We start from the raw sequence: 21377 nt of genomic DNA, 5'->3' as shown, positions 1-21377 counted from the left end.
GCGCTCGCCCTTCTTAACCGGGGAGGCCGTATGAACCGCGCGTCCGTGTTGCCTGTGAAATTCCTTGGCTGGCTTTGCGCCAGCCTTTTGACTTTTTCCGCCTTGATCAGCTTCTCCCCGCCCGCGCGGGCCGCCTCGGCGGCCGAGATCAGCGCCGATGCGATGGCGGCGCTGGAGCAGCTTTACGCCCAGGATCCGCGCATGCGCACACTTGGCGAGAAGGCCGTCGCCGTCCTGGTGTTTCCCAACATCATCAAGGGCGGCTTCCTGGTGGGCGGCGAGCGCGGCTCGGGCGCGCTGATCCAGCGCGGACAGGTCGAAGGCTTTTATTCGATCTCGGCGCTGTCGTTCGGATTGCAGGCGGGCGCGCAGCAATTTTCGTACGCGCTGTTCTTCATGAACGAGCCAGCGCTGGCGTATCTGAATCAGAGCGACGGCTGGGCGCTGGGGGCGGGCCCCAGCCTGGTCGTGGTGGACCAGGGCTACGCCGCCAGCATCAACACCACGACTCTGACGCAGGACGTGTATGCGGTGCCGTTCGGCGAGCAGGGACTGATGGCGGGGATGGGTCTGCAGGGATCCAAGATCAGCCGCATGGATCCGAACTGATCGCGGCGCGGGCGGGCCGCGTTGCCCGCTCGCGCCAGCGCGTGTTCAGTCCAGGGTGATGCCGGCGCGCGTGGCGATGCCGCTGAACGTTGTGACTTCCTTCGCGATCTGGTCGCGGAAGGGTTGGCCGGGCATGAACACGGGAACCAGCGACAGGTCCGAGACGGTCTTGCGGACCTGCTCGTCCTGCATGATTTCCGAAACGGCGCGGTTCAGCGCGTCTACGACCGGGCCCGGCGTCTGCGCCGGCGCCACCAGGCCATACCAGCCTACAAAGGACACGTCCGGCATGCCTGCCTCGGCGAAGGTCGGGACGTCGGGCAGTTGCGGCATGCGTTGTTCGCCGGTGACCGCCAGCGCCCGGACCTTGCCCGCGCGGACCTGCGCCGCCGACGCCGACACCGTGTCAACACCCAGCGCGATCTCGCCGCCGATCAGGGCGGTGATGAGCTGCGCGCTGCCCTTGTACGGCACCGGCATCATCTTGGCGCCGGCGGCCTGCGCGAACATCTCGCCAGTCAGGTGAGGGGCGGAGCCGGGACCGAACGTGCCGTACATCAGACCGCCCTTGGCGCTTTGCTGCCGTGCGGCCGCGGCCGCCTCCTGGGGCGTCGTCGCGGCCAGGCCGTTCTGGGCCAGCAGCACGACGGGCGCCATCGCAACGATGCCAATGTGCTCGAAGCTGCGCGTGGGATCGTAGGACAGCGACGGCTTGAGCGCCGGCAGCACGGTGTAGGTGGTGCTGCCCGACAGCATCAGCGTGTAGCCGTCGGGCTTGGCGCGCGCCACGGCATCCGCGCCGATGACGGTCGACGCGCCGGGGCGGTTTTCCACGATGACGGGCTGGCCGAACTTGTTTGACAGCTGGGTGGCGAGCAGGCGGGCGACGGCGTCGGTGGCCCCGCCCGGCGTGAACGGCACGACGATCTTGATGGCCTGGTCCGGGTATGCGGCATGCGCGGCGCCGGCATGGACGGTGGCGGCGAGGGTGAACGCCAACAGTGCGGTGCGGAATCTAGCGGTCATGAGGGGACTCGGTCAGGGTCAGGCGGTGGCGGAAGAGGGGACGGCTTGCTCGCGCACGGCAGCGCCGTGGTCTCCAAGGTCCCAGAACAGGCCGGCCATGATGGCCAGGCCTTCGCGGGCGACACTGCCCAGCAGATGCTCGTTTGGCGCGTGCTGCGCGCAGGCGGGATAGGAGTGGGGCACCCACAGGGTGGGCAGGCCAAGTTGGTCGGCAAAGATGTCGTTGGGCAGGGACCCGCCCAGGTTGGGCAGGAGCGCCGGGCGCTTGCCGGTAGTGCGTTCCAGCGAGGCGGCGGCCCAGCGCACCCACGGGCTGTCGGGCGACAGGCGCGTCGCGCCCGCCTGCATGCCGACGCGGACCTCGACGTCGTCGAATCCGCCCTGGCGCAGGTGCTCGGTTACGTGTGCCTGCAACGCGCGCCAGTCGGTGCCGACCACGAAACGCAACTGGCACCAGGCCACGGCTTCGGGCGGAATGGCGTTCACGGGCTTGGCCGGGTCGCCCGCGCCGAAGGTCAGGACATCCAGGCTGTTCCAGCCAAAGACTTTCTCGGGCGCGGACAGGCCGGGCTCGCCCCACCACGCGTTGATGTCCGGGTCGTCTTCGCCGCCGCCGACTTCCAGGTCGGCCAGGGCCTCGGCGACTGCGGTGGGAATGGGGGGCGGGCGCAATCCGGGGACGGTGATGCGCCCCTTGGCGTCCACCAGCGAGCCGATGGCGTGCATGAGGCGGATGGCGGGATTGGCCAGCAGTCCGCCCCAATTGCCGGAGTGATAACCGCGTTCGCGGGCGCGCAGCTTCAGTTCGAAGTTGACGGCCCCGCGCGAGCCCATGAACAGGGTCGGCCGCGCGGCATTCAAGCGGGGGCCGTCGCTGGCGATGAATACGTCGGCGGCCAGGAGGTCGCGCTGCGCGTCGCAGAAGGCGGACAGACCGGGCGAACCCGCTTCTTCGCCCGTCTCGATGAGCCAGGTGGTGTTGAATCCCAGGGCGCCGCCGCGCGCGGCGATCACGCGCGCCATGGCCTCCAGGTTGATCGAATGCTGGCCCTTGTTGTCGGCCGTGCCGCGTCCGTACCAGCGGTCGCCTTCGACCTGCAATCGCCATGGGTCGCGACCGGCTTCCCACTTGGCGGCGTTGCCGCGCACCACGTCGCCGTGGCCGTACATGAGGACCGTCGGCAGTCCGGGCGCTTCGATGCGGCGGGCCACCAGGATCGGCAGATCGACGCCTGCCGGATTGGCGTGGACTTCACAGGAGAATCCCAGTGCCGCCAGCCGCGGGACCAGTTCGTCGTTCAAATAGGCGTGCTGCGCCGGGGCCTGGTCAGGCACTTCGCTTTCGGTCGCGAAGGCGACGCGTCGCGCCAGCGTGGCTAGCAGGTCGCCGTTGTCAAAGGCTTCTACGGCGTGGAGGATGGCTTTTTCGCGGGTCACGGCGGCTCCGGCTGCGGTAAGGAGGCACAAAGTTATTACGCTTCGTCGCGTGCCACAATTAGATATTTCGCACTTGAGCGTTGCTATTTAGGCATCGCGAACGGAGTCAACCATGATTTCGCTGGGTCTGAGATATTTCCTGGAAGTCGCCCGCTGCGGCTCGATCGCGGGCGCGGCATCGGCCCAGCATGTGGCCGCCTCCGCCGTCAGCCGGCAGATCGCCAAGCTGGAGGACAGCCTGGGCATCGTGCTGTTCGAGCGCCAGGCGCGCGGCATGGCGCTCAGCGAGGCCGGCCGCCAGCTCGCGGCCTACGCCCAGGCCGCCGCACTGGAGGCCGAGCGCGTCACCACCGACATCCGCCGTCGCAGCGCGCTGGGGGACGTGACCATCCGGCTGGCCTGCAGCGAGGGGTTCGCACATCGCTTCCTGCCCATGTGCATGGCCGACTTCAAGCAGATGCGGCCCGAGGCGCGCTTTCACTTGCAGGTGGACCGCCCCGAAGAGGTCATTCGTCTGATTCTGGAAGGCCTGTCGCAAATCGCGCTGCATTACACCGTGGCGCAGGACGACCGGCTGAAGACCGAACTGCTGACCCGGGCGCCGGTGTACGCGGTGATGTGCCGGCAGCATCCGCTCGCCAGCCGCCGCTCGATCAGCCTGCGCGACCTGACGGACGTGCCGGTGTCGGTGGGCGACCCGGGGACGACCGTGCGGCAGCTTTTTGACGCCGGCTGCGCCAATGCGGGTCTGCACATCGAGCCGGCGTATGTGTCCAACCATTCGGCGGCCTTCCTGCCCATGCTGCCGGGCAGCCAGATCGTGGCCCTGTCGGGCTACCTGACGCTGATGGGCGATCCGCAAGGCGCCGAGCTGGTTGCCGTGCCATTCAGCAACCCCGAGATGCGCCAACGCAGCATCCAGGCCGTGACGCTGCAAGGCCGCACCTTGCCGCCATTGGCCAAGGCGTTTCTGGCCTTCATGGCGCGTCGGCTCACCGCCGCGCCTCGGGCGCCAGATTCAGACTAGTCCCCTTCACACCGATCTCACGAACAACGCGCGCAGCTTGTTCCAGAAATCGCCGCCCAGCACGAAAAAGCTGGCCACCAGCATGACGTCGCCCAGCAGTTGCGCCTGCCACAAGCGCGGCCGGAAGCCGGGCCAGATCTGATCGACGTAAGGCTCCAGCATCGACGTCAGCAGCGGCAGGATGAACATCACCATGCCGATGGCGTGACGCACGGGGCCCACCTTCTGCACGGGCGCCAGCTTTTTGGCATGACCGCCGATGATCGCCTTGAGCTGCTGGAACCCCTCTTTGCCCATGACGGCGATGCAGGTGATGAGCAGCACCTTGTTGGCGATGAAGATGGCGCCGGTCAGCGCCGCGATGCGCGATCCGGGAATGTCCATCGCGGCGCCGATGGGGATCAGGAACCACAGCGCGAAGGCCAGGATGAAGATCGCGATTCCGCACTTGAAGCGCCAGCCCATCGCCGGCGCGGGTTGGGTTGGCATGTCTTGGACACTCATGGCGGTCTCCTTGCAAGGGGGGGGAAATTGCGTTGTGCGCGCGGCCGGGGCTCAAGCAACTGCAGCATCAGGCAGGCATACAGGGTGACGGTGATGAACAGTCCCATGCGTACGGCAAACGCCGTGTACACGTCCTTGCCCGCCACGCTGTCCTGCACCGACTGGCCCAGCAGGATGATCAGCGTGATCAGGGTGTTCAGCCAGAAGCTGGGCGGATGCGGCGTGGGAGTTAGCCGATACAGCTTTCTGGCCATCACCAGCGCAAACAGCAGCATCCACAGGAAATACATCCACAGGCTGGGAAATGGCCGCAGCGCGATCCAGAACGCCACCGCAAGCAGGCCGGCCAGCAGCGTCGAGCCCAGGATCTCGCGCGCCGCCCCGTGCGCCGCCGTGACGCAGCTTTGGCGGCCCAGGCTGACCGCCTTCAGGATGATGGGCATGTAGACCAGCGGATCGGCCATCGCCAGCAGAAAGGCCGGCAGCACGACCAGCGCCGCGCGCAGGGCCATGCGGCTGGCCTCGGCGGCGGGCAGAACGGGCGGGGGCGGGGGCGCAGGCAGGCCGGGCGGTTCGGGAAATAATGCGTGGCAGACGCCCAGCACCAGCGCGGCCAGCAGCAGGGCCTTGACCAGCGCCTCGATCACCGTCACCGCCAGGCCGAAGTCCAGCGTGCCTGCCGCCGAAATCATGGTCAGGCCGATGATGAGAAACGTCGACACCAGGTTGTTGCCGCCGCGCAGCCCATGGCGGAACGCCAGGAACAGGCACAGGCCGACAATCAGCACGCCGCCGGCGGGGTAGTAGCGCAGCAGCGGGATCAGCAGCAGGCCGCTGCCCGTGGTGAACAGCGCCACCAGCGCCAGGCCCAGTCCGGCCTTCAGCGATAGCGGCCGGTTCATCTGCACCAGCAGGAACACCCCGAGCACCGGCGCGATCATCGGGATCGGCATGTCCAGACCAAAGCTGACGGCCAGGCACAGGGCCGTCCCCACGCCCAGGCGCAGGGCGCGCTGGCCGCGGGGGTCGCGCGGGGCGGGAGTGGCGTCAGTAGGCATAGGAAAGCCAGCTCATCAGCCGCAGATACACGCGGCCCAGGGGATTAAGCGGATTGCCGGGGTGGGGAAACGCCATGACTTCGGCCTGGCCGCCCACCCGGATGCCGCGCAAGGAGGGGAGTTGGCCGGGAGCGAGGTCGACGGCGACCGGAAAGCGTTGGGCGGGCCGCAGCCAGTCGCGGCTGTTCTGCACGGTCGGCAGGCTGCCGGGCTGCGTGGGCGTGCCGACGTTCACGCCATAGCCCACGCTGCGCACCCGGCCTTCGAACACCTGTCCGGGCAGCGCGTCCAGGATGATGGCAACCGGGGTGCCGGGGACGACGTGCCCCAGATTGTTCTCCGTCATTTCCGCGTTGATCCACACATCGTGAATGGCGATCAGCGTCATCACGGGCTTGCCTGCTGCGGCGAACTGCCCGGCGTCGGTGCGCAGGTCGGTGACCAGGCCGGCGGCAGGTGCGCGCACCTGCGTGTTGGCCAGGTCCAGTTCGGCCTTTTCGACGGCGGCGGCGGCGCTGCGCAGCTTGGCGTTGTCTTCCTCGCTGCCGCCTTCCTGCTCGCGCGCGCGCTGCACCTCGGCGCGCGCGGCCGCGACCTGGCTGACCGCCTGCGCCAGATTGGCCCGCGCGATCTCCAACCGGCGCAGCGAGATCGTGCCCTGGTCATCGCGGTACAGGCGCTCCAGGCGCGTGCTGTCCTGGCGTGCGCGGACTTCGTTGGCTTGCGCCGCGCGCAGGGACGCCTGGGCCGCATCGATGCCGGCTGTGCTGGCGCCGATCTGGCGGCGCGTGGCGTCCAGGTCGGCCCGGGCGCGGTCTAGCGCAATCCGGTAATGCTCGGGGTCGATGTCGAACAGCACGGCGCCCGACTTCACATCCTGGTTGTTGCGCACATGAACCTGCGTGACCCGGCCCGCCACTTCGGATGCCACGGGCACCACAAAGGCCTCCACCCGCGCCTGCTGGGTGTACGGCGTGTAGCGGTCCGCCAGCAGATACCAGACGAGGCTGATCACGATCACCACGAGGACCCAGCGGACACCCTTCTTGGCGGGATCCGCGGGCGGCGGCGGGGCGGCCGGCGGTGGGGGCGGCTCGGGCGGGGCGGTGCGGCCCGATGAGGCAGGTCTCGCCGCGGACGCGGCGCTGGCCGCCGGTGGCGCAGGCCTGGGACTAGTCATCGGATCGCCTCGTGGTCTTGGAAAGCGCGGACGCCGGGGCGGGCCGCCCGGCCTCAGACAGCAGGTCGCCCCAGTTGGTGCGCCGCTGCATCTGGTCTTGCGTGGCGGGATCGATGACCGGCTGGTCGCTGTACCAGCCGCCGCCTACCGCCTTGTACAGCGCGATCAGGTCGCGCACGGCATTGCCCCGGTTCACCAGATAGGTGTCCTGCTGCGTCGCCAGCGCGCGCTGGGCGTCCAGCACCCGCTGAAAGTCGGAATAGCCCTCGCGGTACAGCGCGGTCGCCAGCGTCAACGAACGCTTGGCCGCCAGCGCCGAGTCATAGAGGATGCCGTCGCGCTCCAACGCCTTGATCAGTCCCGTGGCGGCGTCGTCGGCTTCGCGCGCGGCCTGGCGCACGGCGTCCTGGTAGATCACGATGAGCTGCTGCAGCCGGGCGTCCTGCAGCCGCACCGTGTTGGTGATCCGGCCGTGGTCGAACACGTTCCAGGTCAGGCTGGGACCGGCAAACAGCGCCGCACCGCCCGACGTGCCGGCCAAAGACGTGGCGGTCCAGGCGATGCTGCCCAGCAGCGTCAACGAGGGGTAGAGGTCCGCCTTGGCCACGCCCACCTGCGCGGACTGCGCCGCGATCCGCAACTCGGCGGCGCGGATGTCCGGACGCCGCAGCAGCAGGTTGGCCGGCACGTCCTGCAGCACGGCCCGGTCAATCAGCGGGATCACGGCCTCGCGGGCCGCCAGGTCGGGCAGTTCAGGCATCGGGCCGGGCGGCTTGCCCACCAGCACCGCCAGCGCGTTGCGGGTGCGCGCAATCTGGCTTTCGAATTCCGGGATGGTGCTGAGGGTGCCAAGGTACTGCGTGCGCGCCTGCTGCAGATCCAGTTCGTCGGTCTCGCCGCTGGTAAATAGGCGCTCGGTGATTTCGTAGCTGCGCTTCTGGATGGCGGCATTGTCGCGGGCAATGCGCAGCCGCGCCTCGGCCGTGCGCAGCGCGTAATAGCTTTCGGCGACCTGCGCGTGCAGCAGCACCAATACGTCTTCGCGATTGGCCTCGGCCGCGAAGTAGGCGGCGTCCGCCGACTCGACGGCGCGGCTGAAACGGCCCCAGAAATCCAGCTCCCAGCCGATGCTGAAGCCCGCGCTGTACTGCCAGAAGCTGCTGGGCCGCGGATTGCCTTCGGACGATCGCGATGACCGGTGCTGGTAAAGCGCGTCCGCGCCGACGACCTGCGATTGCGGATACAGCCCGCTGCGGGCAATGCCCAACTGGGCGCGAGCCTCCATGATCTGCAGGCCGGCCACCTGCACGCCGGGATTGTGCGCGTCGGCTTGCGCGATCAGGGATTCAAGAACGGGATCGTCAAAGATGCGCCACCACTGCCGGGCGTCCGGCTGGAAGCCTTCGACGGTGGCCTGTTGCAGCGCCGGCGTGTCCCACTGGCTGGACCAGTCGACACGCTGAGGCTCGAAGTCGGGCCCCCCCTGCACGCAACCGCCCAGGCACAGCACGCCGGTCAGCAGCAGTCGATTCGAACAAGTCATCGGCCACATTGGGCACCAGGTCTGTCAGAGGCCAAACTGCAAGTCCCCGGTGACGGCCCGATGGTGCCCGCACCGCGAACGCCGGAAAGCTCGGCGGCGACGGTGTCGTTGCGGTCGCGCCGGCATCGCGGGCAGCAGCCACGTCCCCGGCGGCGGGAAAGAGCGCCGGACCGGATCGGGCGGGTTGCGTCAGCGTGCCAATCGATTCTATTGAGCTTTTTATTTTCCGGCTAGCGGGAAGATACGGGGGGGCCAGCCCGGCAGAACGCGCCGGTCAGGCGGTGCGGCGGCGCCAGCCCAGCCGGCGCAGGCGCTCCAGCGCCAGATACACGATCGGCGTCGTATACAGCGTCAGAAACTGGCTGATCATCAGTCCGCCGACGATGGCGACGCCCAGCGGGCGGCGCAGTTCCGACCCTTCGCCCATGCCCAGCACCAAGGGCAGGGCGCCCAAGAGGCCCGCCAGATTGGTCATGACGATGGGCCGCAGGCGCAGCATGGCGGCGCGGTGGATGGCCTGCTCGGGCGTCAGGTTCTCGCGCCGCTCCAGGCTGAGAGCAAAGTCGATCATCAGGATGGCGTTCTTCATGACGATGCCCACCAGCAGAAACAGCCCCAGCAGCGCAATCAGGGTGAACTCGATGCCTGCCAGCCGCAGCGCCAGCAGCGCCCCGACACCGGCCGACGGCAGCGTGGACAGGATCGTCAGCGGGTGCAGCGGGCTTTCGTACAGAATGCCCAGCACAAGATAGATGGCGACCAGCACGCCCAGAATCAGCCAGGGCTGGTCCTGCAGGCTCTGCTGGAAGTTGCGCGCATCGCCGCCCAGGCGGGTCTGGATGTAAGAGGGCACCATCAGCTTCGCGGTCGCGGCGTCGATGGCGGCCAGGCCCTGTTCCAGCGACACGCCCGGCGCCAGCGAGAATCCGACCCACACCGCGGCAAACAGGCCGTCGTGATAAACGCGGTCGTTGACCAGCCCGTTGTCGTAGGTGGCGAACGCGGTCAGCGGGACGCGGTTGCCATCGGCGGCCACCACGTGCACCTGTTCCAGGACCTCCGGGTCCTCGGTATAGCGCGGGTCCAGTTCCAGCACGACGCGGTACTGGTTCATGGCGTCGTACAACGTGGCCACCTGGCGCTGGCTGAATGAATTGCTCAGCACGCTGCTGATGGTGTCCATGTCCACGCCCAGGCGCTGCGCCGCGCTACGGTCGATGTCGATCACGACCTGCTGCGTCGCGCCGTCGCCTTGTGCGTCGACATCGCGCAGTTCGGGGATCTCCTGCATCGCCTTCGATATCTTGCGCGACCACTCTCGCAGCGCCGGCACGTCGCTGGCCATGATCGCCAGTTCATGGTCGCCGGAATTGCCAAAGCCGCCGGGCATGCGCAGGTCCTGGTCCACGTTCAAAAAGAACATGCCGCCCGGCACCGCCGGCGCGTTCGTGCGCATCCAGTTGATGACCTCGGTGGACGACTCCTTGCGTTCGGCGGCGGGTTTCAAGCGGATGAGGAACAGCGAGTTGCTGATGCCCAGACCGCCGCCGTTGTAGCCGATGACGTCGTCGACGGCCGGGTGCTTGAGCACGAGCTGCCGGTACTGGTCGATCTTGGGCTGCATGACCTGAAACGAAAACCCGTCGTCGCCGCGCACGAAGCCCATGAGCTGGCCGGTGTCCTGCACCGGCAGAAAGCCCTTGGGCGCCTGGACATACAGATAGACGTTCAGCCCGACGACGCCGGCCAGCAGCAGCAACGTCAGGCGCGCGTGGCCCAGCACGCGCGATAGCGACACGCCATACCAGTCGTGGATGCGGGCAAACACCGCCTGCATGTGCGAGGGCTTGGCCGCAACGTGGCTGACGGGCCGCAGCCAGCGCGCGCACAGCGCCGGAATGATGGCTACCGACACGACCAGCGAGATGACGGTAGCGGCCACCAGCGTGATCGAAAACTCGCGGAACAGCCGCTCCACCAGGCCGCCCATGAACAGGATCGACACGAACACGACGCTCAGCGCCACGGTCATGGCGACCAGCGTGAAGCCGACCTCACGCACGCCGCGCAGCGCGGCCTTGACCGGCGTGAGGCCGCGCTCCAGGTGACGCGAGATGTTTTCCAGCACGACGATGGCGTCGTCCACCACCAGCCCGGCGGCCACGATCAGCGCCATCAGCGACAGGTTGTTCAGCGAAAAACCCCACGCGTACATGACGGCAAAGGTGGCGATCAGGCAGACCGGAATCGCCACGCTGGGTATGGCGGCGGCACGCGCGTTGCCCAGAAACAGCCACACCACCAGGATGACCAGCCCGGCGGCCAACGCCAGGGTGATGTGCGCTTCGCGCAGTGTCGCCTTGATGCCCGGCGAGCGGTCCAGCGCCACGGTCAGATCGACGTCGGCCGGCATCAGCTGGCGCAGGCCCGGCAGGGCCTGGTTGATGGCGTCGATGGTCTCGATGATGTTCGAGCCCGGCTGCCGGCTGATGGTCAGCACCACCGCCGGATTGCGGTTGTGAAAGCCGCTGCTGTACCGGTTTTCGACCGAATCGCTGACGCGCGCCACCTGCGACAGCCGGATCACGGCGCCGTCCTGGTAGCGCACGATAAGGCTGTCGTAGTCCTGGGCATGGCGTGGCTGTTCGGGCGTGCCGACTTCCCAGCGCTGACCGGCCGAATCAAGCTGGCCCTGCGGGCCCATGGGGGCGGCGTTCGATATCGCCTCGCGCACGTCGTCCAGCGCCACGCCGTAATGCGCCAGCGCATTCGGATTGACCTGGACGCGCACGGCCGGCAGCGAGCTGCCGCCCATCGTCACTTCACCGACGCCGCTGATCTGCGAGATCTTCTGCGCCAGCACGGTGGACCCCAGGTCGTAAAGCTGGCCGGCGGGACGCGTGGAGGAACTGAGCGCCAACGCCATGATGGGCGCCTGGGACGGATTGACCTTGCGATAGCTGGGATTGCCGGGCATGCCCGCCGGCAGTTCGGCGCGCGCGGCATTGATGGCGGCCTGCACGTCGCGGGCGGCTTCGTCGATGTTGCGGTCCAGGTCGAATTGCAGCTGCACGCGCGTCGAGCCCTGGTTGCTTGACGAGCTCATCGAGCTGACGCCCGCGATGCTGCCCAGCGCCCGTTCCAGCGGCGCGGCGACGGTGCTGGCCATGCTTTCGGGGCTGGCGCCGGGCAGGTCGGCGCGCACTTCGATGGTCGGAAAGTCCACCTGCGGCAGCGGCGCCACCGGCAGCAGGCGCCACGCCACGGCGCCCAGCAGCGTCAGCGCCAGCGCCAGAAAAATGCAGGCGACCGGCCGATGCAGCAACGCCCGGATCATTTCACCGGGCCTTCGGCGTTGGCTGCCGGCGCGGCGTCAGCGCGGCGGTGGCCCAGCCGGTGAAAGAACAGGTACACGGCGGGCGTGGTGAACAGCGTCAGCACCTGGCTGACCAGCAGCCCGCCGACCATGACCCACCCCAGCGGCTGGCGCAGCTCGGCGCCGGAACCCGTCGCCAGCATCAGCGGCAGCGCGCCAAACAGCGCGGCCAGCGTCGTCATCAGGATGGGGCGCAGGCGCAGCAGCGCGGCCTCGCGGATGGCGGCCTGCGGGTCCAGGCCGCGCGTGCGCTCGGCCTCCAGCGCAAAGTCGACCATCATGATGCCGTTCTTCTTGACCAGCCCGATCAGCAGAATGATGCCGATGACGGCGATCAGGTCCAGCGGCCGGCCAGTGATCAGCAGCGCCAGCAGCGCGCCGACGGTCGCCGAGGGCAGGGTGGACAGAATGGTGACCGGGTGGATGGCGCTTTCGTACAGCATGCCCAGCACCAGGTACATGGTCACCACCGCGGCCAGCATCAGCCACAAGGTGTTGGACAGCGACGCCTCGAAGGCCGAGGCCGCGCCTTGCAGGCGCAGTTCGACGCTTTCGGGCATGCCGATTTCCTGCTTGGCGGCTTCAATCGCAGCAATGGCTTCGCCCAGCGATCCGCCCGGCGGCAAGTTGAAGGACAGGTTCACCGCGGGGAACTGCGACAGGTGATTCACGGCCAGCGGCGCGGCGCGCTCGCTGATAGTGGCCAGGGCGGACAGCGGAATGGCCTGCCCGTTTTCCGTCTGCAGGTGGATGCGTTCCAGCGCCTCGGGGCTGGTCGCCATCGTGCGGTCCACTTCCAGCACCACGCGGTACTGGTTGGATTGCGTGAACAACGTGGCGACCTGACGTTGGCCGAACGCGTTGTATAGCGCCTGCGCCACGTCGTCCATCGTGACGCCCAGGCGCGCGGCGGCGTCGCGCGACACTTCCAGATAGGCCTGGCGGCCGCCGCCCTGCAAATCGGAAGACACGTCGGCAAGCTCGGGCGCCTGCGCCAGCCGCTGCATCAGCGCGGTGGTCCAGCGCGACAGCAGCGCGCTGTCGGGCGAGGTCAGGCTGAATTGATACTGGCCGCGGCTGACGCGATCCTCGATATTCAGTTCCTGCACGGGTTGCAGGAATAGCGAGATGCCGTTCACCTCGCGCGCCCGCGCATCCAGCCGAGCCATGATGTCCGCCAGCGGCGCACTGCGTTCGTTCCAGGGCTTCAGGTTGATCAGCAGACGCCCGGTGTTCAGCGTGGCGTTCATGCCGTCGATGCCGATGAAGGACGACAGGGTGGCGACGTCGGGATCGGCCAGCAGGCTTTCCGCCACCGCCTGCTGGCGGCGCGACATGGCGTCAAACGACGTACTCTGCGCCGACTGCGTCACGCCTTGCAGCACGCCGCCGTCCTGCGCCGGAAAGAAGCCCTTGGGCACCGCCAGATACAGCAGCCCGGTCAGCACCACGGTCGCCAGCATCGCCAGCAGCGTCAGCCGCTGGTGGCGCAGGGTCACGTCCAGCCAGCCGGCGTAGCGCACCTGCAAGCGGTCCAGCAGGCCGGGACGCGACGGCTCGTGCGCCGGCAGCAAGCGCGCGCACATCATCGGCGTCAGCGTCAGCGAAACCGCCAGCGATATCAAGATGGCCACGGCCAACGTAATGGCGAACTCTCGGAACAGCCGGCCCACCACGTCTTCCATGAACAGCAGCGGAATCAGCACCGCAATCAGCGACAGGGTCAGCGACACCAGCGTGAAGCCGATCTGCCCCGCGCCCTTGAGCGCGGCCGCCATCGGGCTATGGCCTTGTTCGCGGTAGCGTGCAATGTTCTCCAGCATGACGATGGCGTCGTCCACCACGAAGCCCGCCCCAATGGTCAGCGCCATCAGCGTCAGGTTGTTGGTGGAAAAGCCGGCCAGGTACATGAACCCGAAGGTGCCGATCAGGGACAGCGGCACGGCCAGGCTGGGGATCAGCGTGGCGGGCAGGTTGCGCAGGAACAGGAAGGTCACCAGCACCACCAGCCCCACGGCAAACGCCAGTTCCCATTGCACGCCGCGCACCGATGCGCGGATGCTCTCGGTGCGGTCCGTCAGGATGCGCACTTGCGCGGCGGCGGGCAGGCTGGCCGTCAGTTGCGGCAGCAGCGCCTTGACCTGGTCGGCCACCGCAATGACGTTGGCGCCGGGCTGACGCTGAATGTTCACCAGCACGGCGGGCTGCTTGTCGACCCACGCGGCCAGGTAGCGGTCCTCGGCACCGTCCTCCACGGTTGCGATCTGGCCCAGCCGTACCGGCGCGCCATTCTTCCAGGCGACGATCAGGTCGCGGTATTCCTCGGCGCTCTGCAACTGGTCGTTGGCGTCCATGATGACGGACCGCACGGGGCCGTCAAAACTGCCCTTGGGCTGATTGGAATTGGCCTTGGCGATCGCCTCCTGCACGTCCGACAACTGCAGGCCGCGCGCGGCCAGCGCCATCGGATTGACCTGCACGCGCACGGCCGGGCGCTGTCCGCCCGCCAGGCTGACCATGCCCACGCCCGACAGCTGCGACAGCCGCTGCGTCATGCGCGTGTCCACCAGATCGTAGACCTTGGGCAGGGGCAGGGAATCCGATGTGACGGCCAGCGTCAGGATCGGCACGTCCGCCGGGTTGACCTTGCGGTACACGGGCGGGGTGGGCAAGTCGTTGGGCAGCAGCGAATCGCTGGCGCTGATGGCCGCCTGCACTTCCTGTTCGGCCACGCCCAGCGGCACGTCCAGCGCAAACTGCAGCGTGATGACCGAGATGCCGCTGCCGCTGGTGGACGACATCTGCTTCAGACCCGGTATCTGCCCGAAGCGCCGTTCCAGCGGCGCGGTGACCGCGCGTGCCGTGACGTTAGGACTGGCGCCCGGATACTGCGTGGTGACCTGAATGATGGGGTAGTCGACCTGCGGCAGCGCGGCCACGGGCAGCAGGCGCCAGGCCAGGATGCCCGACAGCAGCAGGGCGATCATGAGAAACGACGTGGCGACCGGGCGCAGGATGAAGGGGCGTGACAGGCTCATGCGGGTTCCTTATCCTCGCTTGGCGCCTCGACGATCTGCACGTCGCGTCCGTCGTGCAGGCGGTCCACGCCCTCGACCACCACACGCTCGTCGGCGGCCAGGCCCGTCAGCACCACGATGCGGCCTGCGTTCGCCGGACCCAGTTTCAGCACGCGGCGGGTGGCGCGATTGTCGTCGCCGATGACGAACACGAACGACCCTTCGGAGCCGAATTGCACCGCGGCGGTGGGTATGGTCACGACGTCATCCTGCTGCACGACGGCCAGCCGGATATTCACGAACTGATTGGGAAACAGCGACTCGTCGGCATTGTCGAAGCGGGCGCGCAGCCGTACCGTGCCGCTGGCCGCCTGGATGCGGTTGTCCAACGCCTCGAGCGTGCCTTCGGCCAAAATGCGGCGCTCGTCAGCGTCCCAGGCCTGCACGCGCAACACGGGCGTTTTCGCTTGCGCCTGCCGCAGGATGTCCAGGCGGGTCTCCGGGATGCTGAAGAGGGCCGAGGTGGGCGCCATCTGCACCAGCGTGGTCAGGCCGTCGGCGTCTGCCGCGCGCACGTGGTTGCCGGCATCCACGCGCCGCAAGCCCACGCGCCCGGCGTGCGGCGCCACGATGCGCGTGTGGCTGAGCAGGCGGCGGGCGTCGGCGACCTGCGCCTGGTTCTTCTGGCGCTGCGCGGTGTACATGCGCACCTGCGCCTCGGCCGTATCAAGCTGCTGGCCGGCCACGGCTTCCTGCCGCGCCAGCTTGCGATAGCGCCGCAGGTCCGCTTCGGCGTTGTCCAGCAGCGCCTGCGTCTGCGCCAGCTCGCCTTCGGCCGACGCCAGCGCAGTCTGGAAGGGGCGCGGATCTATCTCGGCAAGCAACTGGCCTTGCGCCACGGCCTGGCCTTCGGTGTAGTGCAGCTTGATCAGTTCGCCATCGACCTGGCTGCGCACGGTCACCTGCGCCAGCGGCGTGATGGTGCCCAGCGCGTGCAAGTCGCGCTGCAACGGGCCGGTGCGCGCGGCGGCGACGCTCACCGCGACGGGAAGCTTCCCATAGTTGGGGGGAGGAGGAGCGGCGGGGCCTTTATTGCCCGCCAGCCAGACCGCCGCACCGATCAGCAGGGCCAGCGCCAGGGCGGCCGCGATCAGGATCAGGCGTTTGCGTGAGGGGGTGGGGCCCGCTAGGAAGCGCAGGGACATCAGGGCTGCCAGGCAAGGGATAGCGGACAGCCGAGATTCTATATTAATAATAATGATTAGCGTTATTGACGCTGATTTTCAAGAAGGGTTTGCGCGTATCGTTTAGAGTGGCGGCTGTTTTCAATACCCCGGTTTGCAAGAGGAGTGGGTCATGAGCAAAGAATCCTTCGAAAGTCAGCGTGAATTATGTGGTCGCCTTCAGGAACGCCTGGCGGCCGAACGGGCCCGGCTGGCGCAATGGCAGTCGATCGAAGCCGATTACCAGCGCAAGTACACCGAGACGCTGCGGCCGCTCGAAGAAAAGCTCAACCAGCTTCGTTACAAGCTGGTGCTGTGCTTTGACCATGCGTACAAGGAAATGGGCCTGTCCAAGGCCGAGCGCGAGTTCGTCTCCGAGCTGGTCACGGAATTCTCGGAAGAGCTGCTGGTGCTGGCCACCAAGAGCGAGCTGCCGGCCGGTTGCGACACCGCGCGCCTCAAGACGCTCTACAAGAAGCACCGCGGGTCGGACTATGACGCCAACCTGGCCGAACTGACCGAAAGTGCGGGCCAGGAACTGGCCGATGCGCTGGATCTGGACGTGGCCGACCTGAACTCGATGTCGCCCATGCAGCTGCTGCAGATCATCCAGGACCAGTACGAAGACGAGGACGCTGAAGAACTGCTGGAATACGCGCGCGTCGTCAAGATTCCGGCCGTGACGAACCCGGTCGCATGGCAGGCCTTGCAGGAAGCGGAACGCGCGCGCCAGGCCCAGTCCGCCCAGGATCCCGCCCTGCGTGCCGAGGTGCAGGCCGCGGCCGACATCCCGGATGATCGGCTGCAAGAGACCAATGCGGTGCTCACCGCCCAGCTCGACGACGTGCTGAGCCAGCTGCAGTTCGCCGAGGAAGGCTTCAAGCTGCGCTACGAACTCGACCCGTTCGCCACGTTCGAACCGGACGCGGTGATGGGCGAACTGGACGACGATCTCAAGGATCTCCAGGAGTACATCCAGGAGCTCGAGCACGAAATCATGCAGTTCTCGGATGAATCCCTGCTCAAGGCGTGGCTCAAGGCAATGCGCCGGGAAGTGGCCGCGATGGAACGGCGCGAAGATCGTTCCTGATGCAGCGGTCGTGACGCGTCTCAGCTTTTGGGGCGCGACACCGGCATCACCCGCATGACCGGCGCCGCCTGCTTGGCCGCCGCGTCAGCGCGGGGGCGAATCATCATCGGGAAGAACCGCCACAGGTACAGTCCCAAGGCCAGCGCCCACGCCGTGGCCGACGCATGCAGCAGGCCCAGCGTGGCGGCCGTTGGCAACAGCGCCGCCAGCCGCAGCAACGCCGCCAGGATCATCAGCGCGTAGCTCACGACCATGCTGCGGTCCGTGTGCAGCGGCCGGCCCAGGTGGCCGAGCGCGGTGCGCGTCACCATGCCCAGAATCAGCACCGAAAATCCCGCCACGCCAATGACGTGGGCCGGCCACGCCTGCCGGACGACAAAGCCCGCCAATTGGGCTGCGCCCACCAGCAGCCCGATGCCCAGACCCAGATAGCCGGCATAGAGAATCCACAGAAGCGGCACGCGCCGCACGGCCCACGGTTTCCAGGACACCCACTGCACCAGCGCGATCACGCCGCTTGCGGCCAGCGCCGCCGCGGCGACCTGCTGCACGCCGGCCAGCAGGCAGGCGATGGCGACGACGCCAAACCCAAGCTGCCAATGGCCGCTCCTGGTATGGGGCGGAATGTCCAGACCGGCGACGGCGCGCTTGGCGAAAAAGGGCATGACGCGCCGTGCGATCAGCAGGGTCAGCACGGCCATCGACAGCAGGCCGGCGTTGAAAAAGCGCATCAGCGTGACGTAGTCGCCCTGGACCGTTGCCCACAGATACAGCCCGTTGGTCGCGCCCAGCGCCAGCAGCAGCAAGGGAACGCCATAGTTGCGCTGGTTGCGGGTGACCGCCACGGCGCGTCCCAGCGCCCCGGCTGCCCACAGGAAAAAGAGCAGGTCGGCAGCCGCCGCAATGGCAAACGCCGGGCGCCCCGGCACCAGATAGCCGACCCGCGCCACGATCCATAGCCCGCACAAGGCAGCAAGCGGGTTGCCGCGCAGCGGATTCTTGCCCGTCCAGTTGGCGCCTGCCGTCAGCAGGAAACCCACGGCAATGGTGGCGACAAAGCCCCAGAGCATTTCATGCGCATGCCAGAACATGCCGTTCAGCACGCCGGTCAGCCGCGCCGGCGCATGCACCCACAGCATCACGGAGAGCAGGGCCCAAAAACAGCCCGCCAGGTATAGCGGGCGAAATCCCATTTCGGTGAACGCGCGCCATTCGGGTGGCGCGAGGCGCGGCTTCTTTGCGGGTTCTTCAATGGAAAGCAGGGTGCTCATGGTGTGACCAGTGCGCGCAGGGTGCGCCGCGTTGCGGGTTTGAATGTGTATTTGAAATACATATTAACTCTGGCCGCATCCCGGCGCGATGCGCCAGCTTGATCCAGCGCAAGGCTGTCCAGAACACCCGCATGACTAGGCACTTCGGAAATGGCCCTTTGGTCGGCTGGGGAATGGTGAGGGAAGGGTGGCCTCCGTAGGCTACCCACATACGTATTTGTCAGCAAAAAGCGAGACCAATCATGGCAGCACATCAATCCTCGGCCGGCGCGCCGATGCGGGTCCTGATATCCAGTACGTTTGCCTTCACCATCTGTTTCGCGGTCTGGATGATCTTCGCCGTGCTGGGTATTCCCATAAAGACCCAGCTCGGCCTGTCTGAAACGCAATTCGGCCTGTTGGCCGCCATGCCGGTCCTGACCGGCTCCCTCGTGCGGGTGCCGCTTGGCATCTGGACCGACCGCTACGGCGGCCGCCCCGTGTTCTTCGTGCTGATGCTGCTGGCCGTGGTGCCGATCTGGCTGCTGTCGTACGCCACGGAATACTGGCAGTTCCTGGTGTTGGCGCTGTTCGTCGGCCTGACCGGCGGCTCGTTCTCGGTGGGCACGCCCTACGTAGCGCGCTGGTTCCCGCGCAACAAGCAGGGCCTGGCCATGGGCATCTTCGGCGCCGGCAACTCGGGGTCGGCCATCACCAAGTTCGTGGCGCCCGCCCTGATCGCGGCAGCCGCCGGGTCCTGGGTCATCGTGCCGCAGGTGTATGCCGTGGCGCTGCTGGTCACCGCGATCCTGTTCTGGATGTTCTCGTCGTCCGATCCCTCGCACCGCGTCGCGGGCGGCGCATCGTTGTCCGCCCAGTTCGCCATGCTCAAGGACCCGCGCGTCTGGCGCTACTGCCAGTACTACTCGGTCGTGTTTGGCGGCTACGTGGCCCTGGCGCTGTGGATGACCAAGTACTACATCGGCGAATACGGCTTCGACATGAAGCTGGCCGCGCTCCTGGCCGCATGCTTCTCGCTGCCCGGCGGCGTGCTGCGCGCGGTGGGCGGCTGGATTTCCGACCGCTACGGCGCCTATAAGACCACGTGGTGGGTGATGTGGGTGTGCTGGGTCGCGTTCTTCCTCCTGAGCTACCCCCAAACCGAGTTCACCGTCATGACCGCCGGCGGCCCGCGTTCCTTCGGCATCGCGCTTGGCCCGGTCACCTTCACCATCCTGCTGTTCATCGTCGGCATCGCCATGGCGGTCGGCAAGGCCTCCGTCTTCAAGTTCATTTCCGATGAATTCAGCGACAACATCGGCGCCGTGTCCGGCATCGTCGGGCTGGCTGGCGGCCTGGGCGGCTTCATTCTTCCCATCATGTTCGGCGTCCTGCTCGACCTGACCGGCATCCGCTCCAGCGCCTTCATGCTGCTGTACGGCACGGTCTGCGTCTCGCTCATCTTCATGCACTTCAGCTTCCGGCCCGAAAGCGCGGCCATCGCGCGGCAACAAGCCGCCTGACCCACCCACCATCCTGAGAGAACCTCATGTCCACTCAAGTCCTTGCGCGCTGGGAGCCGGATAATCCCGGCTTCTGGAAACAGACCGGCGCGCGCGTCGCCAACCGCAACCTGTGGATCTCGATCCCGGCGCTGATGCTGGCGTTCAGCATCTGGATGCTGTGGAGCGTGGTCGTGGTCAACCTGGACCGCGCCGGCTTCATGCTGTCCAAGAACCAGCTCTTCTGGCTGACCGCGCTGCCCGCGCTGTCGGGCGCCACGCTGCGCATCTTCTACTCGTTCCTCGTGCCCGTCTTCGGCGGGCGCAAGTGGACGGCCATTTCCACCGCCTCGCTGCTGATTCCGGCGCTGGGCATGGGCTTCGCGCTGCGCGACCCGACCACCTCGTTTCCGACGCTTCTGATCCTGGCGCTGCTGTGCGGCCTGGGCGGCGGCAACTTCAGCTCCAGCATGGCCAACATCAGCTTCTTCTTTCCCAAGGAAAAGAAGGGCCTGGCCACGGGCCTGAACGCCGGGATCGGCAACCTGGGCGTGTCGCTGGTGCAGTTCGTGGTGCCGGTCGTCATCACGATGGGGGTCTTCGGCGTCGCCGGCGGCGAACCCCAGGTCATCAACGCCAATGGCGCGCAGCAGAACCTGTGGCTGCAGAACGCGGGCTTCATCTGGGTGATCCCCATCGCGCTGGCGTCCATCGCCGCGTGGTTCGGCATGAACGACATCGCCGATGCGCGCGCCTCGTTCGCCGATCAGGCCGTCATCTTCAAGCGCAAGCACAACTGGCTGATGTGCTGGTTGTACGTGGGCACGTTCGGGTCGTTCATCGGCTTCTCGGCGGGCTTCGCGATGCTGACCAAGACGCTGTTCCCCACGGTCAATCCCATGGCGTATGCCTTCCTGGGGCCACTGGTCGGGTCGCTGACGCGTCCGCTGGGCGGCTGGGTGTCCGACAAGCTGGGCGGCGCACGCGTCACGCTGTTCACCTTCGCGGCCATGATCGCCGCCGTGGCGGGCGTCATGGTTTTCCTGCCGGGCGAGGGCCGCCTGGGCGACTTCAATGGCTTCCTGGCCATGTTCATCGTGCTGTTCGCGCTGACCGGCCTGGGCAATGGTTCGACGTTCCGCATGATCCCCGTGATCTTCCTGCGTGAACGCACGCAGGCCGCACAGGGCAAGGGCCCGGCCGCGCAAAAGCAGGCCATGGCGGAAGCGGCCAAGGAATCGGCAGCTGTGCTGGGCTTTTCCGGCGCCATTGGGGCCTACGGCGGCTTCTTCATCCCGCGCAGCTTCGGCACGTCGCTCGACATGACGGGCAGCGTCCAGACCGCGCTGTTTTGCTTCATCGGCTTTTACGCCACCTGCATGGTGATCACGTGGTGGTACTACGCGCGCCGCAACGCGCCCGTGCCTTGCTGATGGCCCGATTGCCGGCCGGCGCGCGCAACCTGCGCAACCCGGCCGGCGCGGCACGACTAGTTCGACCTACCCGGTAACTAGTCACTCTGCCGAACCCGGGTT

Annotated in this window: 15 protein-coding genes; 5 read left to right on the top strand and 10 right to left on the bottom strand. The window is 67.4% G+C overall.

Going from position 1 to position 21377, the window contains the following annotated elements; translation table 11 throughout:
* The first annotated feature begins 102 nt into the window (after positions 1 to 102).
* Entirely contained in the window at positions 103 to 609 is a 507-nt protein-coding gene (locus tag CLM73_RS15570; RefSeq protein WP_234015642.1) for a YSC84-related protein, read from the top strand.
* A 45-nt stretch (positions 610 to 654) separates the two neighbouring features.
* On the opposite strand, the gene CLM73_RS15565 is transcribed toward CLM73_RS15570, so the two are convergent.
* Positions 655 to 1635 (bottom strand): Bug family tripartite tricarboxylate transporter substrate binding protein, encoded by a 981-nt coding sequence (locus tag CLM73_RS15565; RefSeq protein WP_105239195.1) that lies wholly within the window; start codon positions 1633 to 1635, stop codon positions 655 to 657.
* Positions 1636 to 1653: 18 nt separating this feature from the next.
* Positions 1654 to 3072, bottom strand: coding sequence for a M20 family metallopeptidase (locus CLM73_RS15560; RefSeq protein WP_105239194.1), 1419 nt, complete (start codon positions 3070 to 3072; stop codon positions 1654 to 1656).
* A 112-nt stretch (positions 3073 to 3184) separates the two neighbouring features.
* On the opposite strand from CLM73_RS15560, the gene CLM73_RS15555 reads away from it, so the two are divergent.
* Positions 3185 to 4099, top strand: coding sequence for a LysR family transcriptional regulator (locus tag CLM73_RS15555; protein ID WP_105239193.1), 915 nt, complete (start codon positions 3185 to 3187; stop codon positions 4097 to 4099).
* 6 nt (positions 4100 to 4105) lie between these two features.
* Here the strand turns inward: CLM73_RS15555 and CLM73_RS15550 are convergent, their stop codons facing one another.
* The 7 genes from CLM73_RS15550 to CLM73_RS15520 form a co-directional block, all read right to left on the bottom strand.
* The gene (locus CLM73_RS15550) at positions 4106 to 4603 is read right to left on the bottom strand and encodes a transporter suffix domain-containing protein (RefSeq protein WP_199778151.1); all 498 of its coding nucleotides are present in this window, start codon (positions 4601 to 4603) and stop codon (positions 4106 to 4108) included.
* Positions 4600 to 5661 carry a DUF2955 domain-containing protein gene (locus tag CLM73_RS15545; RefSeq protein ID WP_105239192.1) on the bottom strand — a complete coding sequence of 354 codons (1062 nt, stop codon included), beginning with the start codon at positions 5659 to 5661 and terminating at the stop codon, positions 4600 to 4602. Before CLM73_RS15545 ends, CLM73_RS15550 begins: the two co-directional genes overlap by 4 nt.
* A complete protein-coding gene (locus CLM73_RS15540) occupies positions 5651 to 6841 on the bottom strand; it encodes an HlyD family secretion protein (protein ID WP_105239191.1) in 1191 nt (396 codons plus the stop codon). Before CLM73_RS15540 ends, CLM73_RS15545 begins: the two co-directional genes overlap by 11 nt.
* Positions 6834 to 8393, bottom strand: coding sequence for an efflux transporter outer membrane subunit (locus CLM73_RS15535; RefSeq protein ID WP_105239190.1), 1560 nt, complete (start codon positions 8391 to 8393; stop codon positions 6834 to 6836). The genes CLM73_RS15540 and CLM73_RS15535 overlap by 8 nt, the downstream gene beginning before the upstream one ends.
* 265 nt (positions 8394 to 8658) lie before the next feature.
* Entirely contained in the window at positions 8659 to 11721 is a 3063-nt protein-coding gene (locus CLM73_RS15530) for an efflux RND transporter permease subunit (protein WP_105239189.1), read from the bottom strand.
* Positions 11718 to 14798 carry a multidrug efflux RND transporter permease subunit gene (locus CLM73_RS15525; RefSeq protein ID WP_105239188.1) on the bottom strand — a complete coding sequence of 1027 codons (3081 nt, stop codon included), beginning with the start codon at positions 14796 to 14798 and terminating at the stop codon, positions 11718 to 11720. The genes CLM73_RS15530 and CLM73_RS15525 overlap by 4 nt, the downstream gene beginning before the upstream one ends.
* The gene (locus CLM73_RS15520; protein WP_105239187.1) at positions 14795 to 15982 is read right to left on the bottom strand and encodes an efflux RND transporter periplasmic adaptor subunit; all 1188 of its coding nucleotides are present in this window, start codon (positions 15980 to 15982) and stop codon (positions 14795 to 14797) included. Before CLM73_RS15520 ends, CLM73_RS15525 begins: the two co-directional genes overlap by 4 nt.
* Before the next feature lie 151 nt (positions 15983 to 16133).
* Between CLM73_RS15520 and CLM73_RS15515 the strand changes: the two genes are divergently transcribed.
* On the top strand, positions 16134 to 17090 hold the full coding sequence (locus CLM73_RS15515; protein ID WP_105239186.1) for a molecular chaperone DnaJ: 957 nt from the start codon (positions 16134 to 16136) through the stop codon (positions 17088 to 17090).
* Between the two features lie 20 nt (positions 17091 to 17110).
* Here the strand turns inward: CLM73_RS15515 and CLM73_RS15510 are convergent, their stop codons facing one another.
* On the bottom strand, positions 17111 to 18361 hold the full coding sequence (locus CLM73_RS15510) for an NnrS family protein (protein WP_105239185.1): 1251 nt from the start codon (positions 18359 to 18361) through the stop codon (positions 17111 to 17113).
* A 242-nt stretch (positions 18362 to 18603) separates the two neighbouring features.
* Here CLM73_RS15510 and CLM73_RS15505 point away from each other — a divergent pair, with 242 nt between their 5' ends.
* Positions 18604 to 19863 (top strand): MFS transporter, encoded by a 1260-nt coding sequence (locus CLM73_RS15505; protein WP_234015641.1) that lies wholly within the window; start codon positions 18604 to 18606, stop codon positions 19861 to 19863.
* Positions 19864 to 19889: 26 nt separating this feature from the next.
* The gene (locus CLM73_RS15500) at positions 19890 to 21275 is read left to right on the top strand and encodes a NarK family nitrate/nitrite MFS transporter (RefSeq protein WP_105239184.1); all 1386 of its coding nucleotides are present in this window, start codon (positions 19890 to 19892) and stop codon (positions 21273 to 21275) included.
* Positions 21276 to 21377 lie beyond the last annotated feature (102 nt).

It is taken from the genome of Achromobacter spanius (assembly GCF_002966795.1).
In the GTDB taxonomy this organism is placed as follows: domain Bacteria; phylum Pseudomonadota; class Gammaproteobacteria; order Burkholderiales; family Burkholderiaceae_B; genus Achromobacter; species Achromobacter spanius_D.
This window is presented reverse-complemented; position numbering and strand designations above follow the sequence as displayed.

Bases quoted from the DNA above. Each gene is read 5' to 3' on its own strand.
- CLM73_RS15565 (WP_105239195.1), bottom strand. From the start codon at position 1,635: ATGACCGCTAGATTCCGCACCGCACTGTTGGCGTTCACCCTCGCCGCC.
- CLM73_RS15555 (WP_105239193.1), top strand. From the start codon at position 3,185: ATGATTTCGCTGGGTCTGAGATATTTCCTGGAAGTCGCCCGCTGCGGC.
- CLM73_RS15550 (WP_199778151.1), bottom strand. From the start codon at position 4,603: ATGAGTGTCCAAGACATGCCAACCCAACCCGCGCCGGCGATGGGCTGG.
- CLM73_RS15545 (WP_105239192.1), bottom strand. From the start codon at position 5,661: ATGCCTACTGACGCCACTCCCGCCCCGCGCGACCCCCGCGGCCAGCGC.
- CLM73_RS15540 (WP_105239191.1), bottom strand. From the start codon at position 6,841: ATGACTAGTCCCAGGCCTGCGCCACCGGCGGCCAGCGCCGCGTCCGCG.
- CLM73_RS15535 (WP_105239190.1), bottom strand. From the start codon at position 8,393: ATGTGGCCGATGACTTGTTCGAATCGACTGCTGCTGACCGGCGTGCTG.
- CLM73_RS15530 (WP_105239189.1), bottom strand. From the start codon at position 11,721: ATGATCCGGGCGTTGCTGCATCGGCCGGTCGCCTGCATTTTTCTGGCG.
- CLM73_RS15525 (WP_105239188.1), bottom strand. From the start codon at position 14,798: ATGAGCCTGTCACGCCCCTTCATCCTGCGCCCGGTCGCCACGTCGTTT.
- CLM73_RS15520 (WP_105239187.1), bottom strand. From the start codon at position 15,982: ATGTCCCTGCGCTTCCTAGCGGGCCCCACCCCCTCACGCAAACGCCTG.
- CLM73_RS15515 (WP_105239186.1), top strand. From the start codon at position 16,134: ATGAGCAAAGAATCCTTCGAAAGTCAGCGTGAATTATGTGGTCGCCTT.
- CLM73_RS15510 (WP_105239185.1), bottom strand. From the start codon at position 18,361: ATGAGCACCCTGCTTTCCATTGAAGAACCCGCAAAGAAGCCGCGCCTC.
- CLM73_RS15505 (WP_234015641.1), top strand. From the start codon at position 18,604: ATGGCAGCACATCAATCCTCGGCCGGCGCGCCGATGCGGGTCCTGATA.
- CLM73_RS15500 (WP_105239184.1), top strand. From the start codon at position 19,890: ATGTCCACTCAAGTCCTTGCGCGCTGGGAGCCGGATAATCCCGGCTTC.